General features: G+C 54.9%; 7 protein-coding genes and 2 pseudogenes. All 9 read right to left on the bottom strand.

All coding sequences use genetic code 11. From position 1 onward, the window contains the following. Positions 1-197 precede the first annotated feature (197 nt). The 9 genes and pseudogenes from B5F88_RS12290 to B5F88_RS12245 all read right to left on the bottom strand — a co-directional run bounded on the left by B5F88_RS12290 (position 198) and on the right by B5F88_RS12245 (position 6,380). Complete coding sequence (locus B5F88_RS12290) at positions 198-497, bottom strand: CD1845 family protein (protein ID WP_087346485.1); 300 nt, start codon at positions 495-497, stop codon at positions 198-200. 155 nt (positions 498-652) lie between these two features. Further along, complete coding sequence (gene mobC, locus B5F88_RS12285) at positions 653-997, bottom strand: plasmid mobilization relaxosome protein MobC (RefSeq protein WP_087346479.1); 345 nt, start codon at positions 995-997, stop codon at positions 653-655. 368 nt (positions 998-1,365) lie between these two features. Continuing rightward, a pseudogene (locus B5F88_RS12280) lies at positions 1,366-2,058 on the bottom strand (DUF3849 domain-containing protein); the annotation flags it as partial. A 348-nt stretch (positions 2,059-2,406) separates the two neighbouring features. Then, a pseudogene (locus B5F88_RS12275) lies at positions 2,407-3,036 on the bottom strand (DEAD/DEAH box helicase family protein); the annotation flags it as partial. Positions 3,037-3,398: 362 nt separating this feature from the next. Further along, positions 3,399-3,755: a TnpV protein gene (locus tag B5F88_RS12270; protein WP_087346474.1), complete on the bottom strand. Its 357-nt coding sequence runs from the start codon at positions 3,753-3,755 to the stop codon at positions 3,399-3,401. Between the two features lie 401 nt (positions 3,756-4,156). Continuing rightward, positions 4,157-4,894, bottom strand: a complete 738-nt coding sequence (locus B5F88_RS12260) for a phage antirepressor (protein ID WP_087346471.1) — start codon at positions 4,892-4,894, stop codon at positions 4,157-4,159. A gap of 43 nt (positions 4,895-4,937) precedes the next feature. Next, complete coding sequence (locus B5F88_RS12255; protein WP_087346468.1) at positions 4,938-5,816, bottom strand: DUF6017 domain-containing protein; 879 nt, start codon at positions 5,814-5,816, stop codon at positions 4,938-4,940. 69 nt (positions 5,817-5,885) lie between these two features. After that, complete coding sequence (locus B5F88_RS21440; RefSeq protein WP_242959777.1) at positions 5,886-6,077, bottom strand: hypothetical protein; 192 nt, start codon at positions 6,075-6,077, stop codon at positions 5,886-5,888. A 27-nt stretch (positions 6,078-6,104) separates the two neighbouring features. Further along, positions 6,105-6,380 carry a DUF5720 family protein gene (locus B5F88_RS12245; RefSeq protein WP_087346460.1) on the bottom strand — a complete coding sequence of 92 codons (276 nt, stop codon included), beginning with the start codon at positions 6,378-6,380 and terminating at the stop codon, positions 6,105-6,107. Positions 6,381-6,383 lie beyond the last annotated feature (3 nt).

Here is a 6,383-nt window from a genome sequence, read left to right as displayed (position 1 = left end):
GAACATGAAGCACCTGGAGGCCGCCGTTGAGGATGCCTCCATTGCTGGCTGACTTCATTCATTCCAGGGTCTGCAAACCAATTTGCGCAAAATCCTTGACACTACCTGAACAAATCTATTTCATATCAGCTCGTCAGCGGCTTTCTAATCGCATATAGGAACAAAACACCCTCTCCGGTGGCGGAGAGGGTGCCTCTTTATCCGTAGATCAAATCCTGTATCGCATATTTGAGACCCTGCACTTGGCCCAGCAGCCAAAAGGCCAGCTTCGGCAGCCCGAATGGGCTGATAAGAAACGCAATTACCAGCAAAATCAGGCCGTTTTGCGGGGAGTATGTCACCAGGACGGCTACCCCCAGCAGGGCAATCACCATGCTCAAAAGCCCCAGCACCAAGCCAGATACATAGACCAGCCCCACACAAGTCCAGATGGCCACGGTAAGCAGCAGCACCACCGGCGCGGCCACGATCTTCAGGAGCAGCTTCAATAGACCCAATATCATTCCCACAGAACGTCACCTCCAACTTGATTCTAAAGCCATTATGAAACAATCTCTGTCAAATGGCAAGGATACGGGCAAAAAGAAAAGCGGAGGGAGGCGCGGCGAAAAGAACGCCGTTCCTCCCTCCGCAGATGGGGCATATCCCCCTGTTACGAAAGTTTGGAGAGCTGGGACAGGATTTCCCTTACGCCCTCCCATAGCTGCTTCTGCCGCTGGGTTATATCCTCCAGGTCGGCGTCGTAGATCCGCCCAATCTCATGCACCCGGCGGGTGAGCTGGTTCAAGTTGTTGCTGCTCCGGCGCAGCAGGGATACCAGCTCTTTCAGCTCCGGCAAGTCCAGCTTTATCGCGTAGCCATCCAGGGCCATCTTCCGCAGATAGGCTTCCCGGTTCTTCGTCCCAAGTTGGGACATTTTCTGCTCGATCAGCGCCAGCTCCTCCGGGGAGACCCGGAAATTTACCTGCACATCCCGTTTGCGCTTTGGGCCGCTCACCGTTCCGGCTCCCGTTTCTTATGGGCCGGAGCTTTGGGGGCTGCCTGTTTCGGCTCCTGCTTCAGATGTTCCCGGACAGAGGAACGGGGCTGGCGCAGCTCCTTCGTCCGGTCCTCACCGGCCAAAATGGTGGCATAGGTTCCGGGCAGCCCTTTCATGCCGGTAAAGGTCAGACTGCGGAACGGCAGGAGGTTCATCAGCCGGTCACAGGCGTCGCTCCCCGCACGGTCCAGAAACTCCGGGGAAATGCGGGCCATGTAGTGATTCCCATGGGGGCTGTTCGGCACATCCGGCGCGCGCAGCTCCCGCAGAATCCGTTCCGCCTCAGCCTGAATGTCCTCCGCCGTCAAAGGCTGGCGGCGCAGGTGTTCCTCGCGCACCAGATCAATGAAGCCATCCAGCACAGCCGGGTGGCTGTTCAGCGCATAGCCACGGCGGACAGTATCGGAGTTGTAGTTGGGAATGGTCTTGGCCCATTCCTTGTTGCGGCGGGAGTAGCGACCATCCCAGTCCTGGAGCTGGACGGTGTTGGCAAGGACCAGCATCACCCGGTCCAGGCCGTAGGTCTGGATCACACCCTTGGCGGCGTCATGGCTGAGATACATCCCATCGAAGTGTTCCCGTACCGCTGCTTCAATAGCCTCTTTGCACTGGAGATTGGCGTTATTGGAGGCCCGGTACAGTTCCAGTTCCCCATGCTCTTTCGCATAGGAAGCAGAGTGGGGGTAAACCGCTGTCTCCCGCAGCTCTGCCTGGGCTTTGCAAACATCATCGGCCCGGTTCTCAATGCTGTCCCGGATCACATCCATGTGGTCAGTCTCCACTTTCTCAAAGTAGCGGTACACATCGGCCAGCGGTGTGGGCGAATCCAGCAGGGCCTGGGCTTGGGCGTCGGTCAGCTCCAATTCCTCCATCGCCATCACGATATCCTCCCGGACGATGTACTCATAGGCATGGTTCAGAACCTCCGCCGGGGACTGGCTTTTCAGCCAGTCCCGATATTTGTCCTGTTCGGCGGCCATCTTCTCATAGAGGGCCGTATTCAGATTGTTGGTATTCATAATCATCGTACCTCCTTTTCGTTATATGTGAGAGAGAAGCAGGGGCGGTTTAGTTCGCCCGGTCTATCTGTTCTTGGGTGTAGTACACGGTCGATACCTCTCTCTGTGGTTAAATTGTTTATGGTTTCCGGTATCGTTAAAGTGCAGCAGATATTTTTCAATCTGTCAAAAATCCATTATCTATTCTGGCTCTCTGCATACTAAAATTTTTTGATTTTTGGTCGATATTAATAATAAAAGATTATTTGTGTTTCTGCATTTTGAGCTATTGTATTGAAAGAAGGTGTTGCAAACGTCAAAGAAAACATGGTTATAGATACTCAAATGCATGAGAAAGGTGGTGATCCTATGCCCCATGATAATAGCGTCATAGTCGCCTGTGGCAATCCGGGCGCAGAATTTCTTGCGGTTGTGGGTCTCAAAGTCCTTTTTAGTTGTGACCAGGATATTTGCGGAGGGATAGAGCCGCAGAAACTCCGACGCCCACTGCTCGGTCAGGTGGTTCGGCACCACAAAAAGGGATTTCTGGCACAAGCCCAGCCGCTTGGCCTCCATAGCGGCGGCCACCATTTCAAAGGTTTTGCCCGCGCCCACCTCATGGGCTAACAACGTGTTACCACCATAAAGAATGTGGGCGATGGCTCCCAGCTGGTGATCCCGCAGGGTGATGGCCGGATTCATACCGCCGAAGGTGATGTGGGACCCGTCGTATTCACGGGGGCGGGTGGAGTTCATTTCCTCATTGTACTGGCGGACCAGAGCTTGGCGGCGCTCCGGGTCTTTCCAAATCCAGTCCTTGAACGCCTCCCGGATGGCCTGCTGCTTTTGAGCGGCCAAAGTGGTCTCTTTGGCGTTCAGCACCCGGCGTTCCTTGCCGTCCGCATCCTCTATGGTGTCATAGATACGCACATCCCGCAGGTTCAGACTGTCCTCCAAAATCTTGTAGGCGTTGGCGCGGTCAGTTCCATAGGTGGTATAGGTCTCGTCGATTACCTCCCGGTGCAGGCGCTGCCGAAACTCCGGGGTATCAGAATAAAGGCGAAGCAGCCCCATGTTGTCAGACCCCAGCACGGCACGACGAATAGCGGCGTTACCCTCGATCACGGCATTTTCATAGTCACTATGGCCGCAGGCGTTTCGGTATGCGGTGTCCTGGGTAACAGCCTCCAGAACAATGGGCTTGTATTGCTCATGCAGCTCCCGGAGGGTGGGCGTTTCCTCTTTCACCGTATGACTGGCAGCTTGCTCCGGTTGCTGGGCAAAAGAAAAAGCAGAGGATGCTTTCACATTCTCTGCTTCGTCTATTCTTTGGATTTGTTCCGCTTCGGAGAGGAAGAAATTCAGCTGTGAATAAGCTCCGCCATCAGAATCTCCTCGGCCTGGGCCTTGCAGGTGTTCATCAGACCCACCCAGCGCATCGGATCGCGGGCTTTCAGCTCCTCCGTCGCGCCCGCCGACTCCGCCAGCTGGGGCATCATCTGCTCCAGACGGCTGTTCGCCGTCTCGTCGATCTCCAGCAGGTGCGGGTACAGCTTCTCGCTCATCAGCAGATGGTTGTAGATCAGGGGCCGGTGTTCCTTCAGGTACGCTTTCCGCATCCTGCCGTACTTGCCCAGAGGCTTCTCCGGCTGCTCGCTCAGGCTCAGGTCGGGAATCAGGTAGTCTCCGTTCCTCGTGTAAGTCAGGTTGTTCTCCATGTGTAACGCTCCTTTCCGCGAGTTGTTCGCGCTCATAGTTCTGGATGGTGACGCCGATTTGCCGCAGCACCTGCTGGTTCATCTGGCTGACCGCCGCTCCCAACGCCCCAACGGTAGCCGGGGTATTGAAATCGAAGATCGGCATGAAGTCCTCATGCTGGAAATAGCGTTCCGTATCCAGCCCACAGCGGGACATCAGGGCGTAGGCGATGCTGACGGTGGCGGCGGACTTAAATTGGACTTCGATGTTGAGATCATCGTACTCCTCCAGGAACGAACCGTCAACGATATAGCGGAAGTCCTGCTGATGCTCGTCCCAATACTCACTCGCCAGCTTTCCGGCCACATCGGTGAGCTGCTGGGCAAGATCGTCGCCGGACACTCCATAGAGAAACCTCCTTTCACACGACCATCAGAATCACATCCCGCAGTTCTGCAAAATACAGCTTGCCCTGGGGCGTTACCAGCGTGTAGGAACCGATATGCCCGTGGTTGCAGAAGTCCTTGACGCAGAACAGGCCATCGTTGGAGGGCTTTGCATAGGGCAGCACATTCCCAGCTGCCGTGCGGTACACAAACCGCTGCTCCAGCAGAAACCGGACAAACCGGCGCTCCGGCACAATCAGTTCTTTGGCGGTGGTGCGAAGGTTGGTGCTGTGTTGCAGATCAATGAACAGGTCATAAAAGGCCGCCTTGCTTTCCAGCAGGGCGTTTTCCTCCCGCAGCGCCGCGTTTTTCTCGCGCTCGGCCAGCAGGTCGGAACAGAGCTTCATCATGGCCTCCGGGGAAGTGGCGATCTCCCACAGCTTTTCCTTGGTCATGTAGGCCCCATGCTTGCGGATAGAGGGCAGCACCTCGTCGAACACCCAGCGTTCAAACCGTTCCGCCGTCGGCAGCTTGCTATGGACGATCAGACGGTAGACATCACCTTCAGAGATGAATGTCATGGTCTGATTTCCGCTGGTGGTGGGGATGGAACATTTCGTTCCACCCCTGGTATGATCGCGGACGGCCTTGCGGGGATTGGTATATCCCAGCGCAGCAGCTATATCCGTACCGCAAAACAACACCTTGTTGTCATGCTCCAGAGTGCGGATACTGCCAAACTCCGGGTTCTTGAAAATTTCCATCTGGCTCATTCTGTACCTCCTTGCGAAATTGTTTGGCGTAAAAAAAGCGGCCTTACCAGCCGCCTGCGTTCATGTCGTGATTGACTTGTGACGTGTAGTGATTGCTCATTGTCGTGGGCGCATTGAACAGCACCGTCAGCAAATACTGCTTCATGTTGTGGACCTCGGTGGTGTTTTTCTGCAAACAATCCATGACGAACTCAATGTGTGAGCTGTCCAGCTTCAAAAACCGGGAGCGCACTACTTCGTGGGGAAAGTCGCTGCCAGCAATCCGGGTGGTTTTGCGCTTGGCACAGACGGTTTCCACAATCAGCTCCACAATCTCGTCCAGATCCTCGCGGTAGGTATCGAACTCGCTGCACAGGTGGTCGTACTCGATGTTCTCCAGGATAAATTCCCGATAACTCTCTATCTCTGCCATCGACATCGTTTCCCTTCCTTTCCGTTCCGGCGGTCTTGCCGCCGCTGTTTCCCGGAAGGGAATGGAATCGGTATTTGATCCCTGAGTATTTTGTTTTTGAGTATTTGATTTCTCTATATTTAATTCCGCGGGCTTTTCCGTATCCGGTTTATCCAGATACGGGTTTTCCGTATCTGGTGCAGCCGTATCCGGCTGGGGCGTTTCCGGCTGCTTGGGTTGGGGCTGCTCATAGATCACATACTCGGTGTCGCTGATCCGGCCCTGCCGGTCACGCATCTGGTGACGCACGATATAACCGGCGCTTTCCAGCTCCCGCAGCGCCCCGCCGATGGCATCCACACCCTCCTTGCAGATTTTCGCAAGGCCACGGGTGGTATAGTTCCAGTCATCCGGCAGGGACAACATCATGGAAAGCAGCCCCTTGGCTTTCAGGGACAACTTTTCATTTCGCAGGTGGTGATTGCTCATCACGGTATAATCACGGGTTCTTTCAATCCGAAAGACCGCCATTGACTTCATTCCTTCCTCATTTCAGGGCATGAAAAAAGCCACAATCTTTTGTAAAAAAGACTGTGGCTTTCAGCTGTTATTCGTGTTCTTACGGGGCCGGTAGGGACGCTTGGGCATCGGCGGCTGATCGAACAGCGATTCATGCTCCGAAAACGGGAGGGCCTGGAAAATCCGGTCAATGTCGGCGGTTTCCATATCGTGTTGGGATTGATAACACTCTCGAATAGCATCCTTGATGCTCTGGATCGTACACATATTCATTCCTTTCCTTTCGCGGTAGTGGCAGGTTTACGGGTGGCGATGGCGCTTGTCCGGCTTGAAGTCGAGGACATGGCCCTCAATCACGCGGGCGTACCGTTTGATTTTAATTTTCCGGCGCTTCTGGCTCAGGAGAGCGGCCTGATACCCGTCCTCCGTAAGAAACAGCCGCATTTCATCACCGGGGCTGCCGTAGGAACAGGGACGCAGGACGGAAAACTCGATCATCCAGCGGGTGTCATCCTGAAAGCGCTCCACGGCAAGAATGTTGTGTCCTTGCAACTCGCGGGCTGAAATATCCCTCATAGG

The organism is Flavonifractor sp. An306 (assembly GCF_002159455.1).
Lineage (GTDB): Bacteria > Bacillota > Clostridia > Oscillospirales > Oscillospiraceae > Flavonifractor.
The sequence above is the reverse complement of the archived record's forward strand: the minus strand, read 5'-3'. Positions and strand labels throughout refer to the sequence as shown.

Excerpts from the sequence above, each read along its gene's own strand:
- B5F88_RS12260 (WP_087346471.1), bottom strand. The coding sequence starts at position 4,894 with ATGAGCCAGATGGAAATTTTCAAGAACCCGGAGTTTGGCAGTATCCGC.
- B5F88_RS21440 (WP_242959777.1), bottom strand. The coding sequence starts at position 6,077 with ATGAATATGTGTACGATCCAGAGCATCAAGGATGCTATTCGAGAGTGT.
- B5F88_RS12255 (WP_087346468.1), bottom strand. The coding sequence starts at position 5,816 with ATGGCGGTCTTTCGGATTGAAAGAACCCGTGATTATACCGTGATGAGC.
- B5F88_RS12270 (WP_087346474.1), bottom strand. The coding sequence starts at position 3,755 with ATGGAGAACAACCTGACTTACACGAGGAACGGAGACTACCTGATTCCC.
- B5F88_RS12245 (WP_087346460.1), bottom strand. The coding sequence starts at position 6,380 with ATGAGGGATATTTCAGCCCGCGAGTTGCAAGGACACAACATTCTTGCC.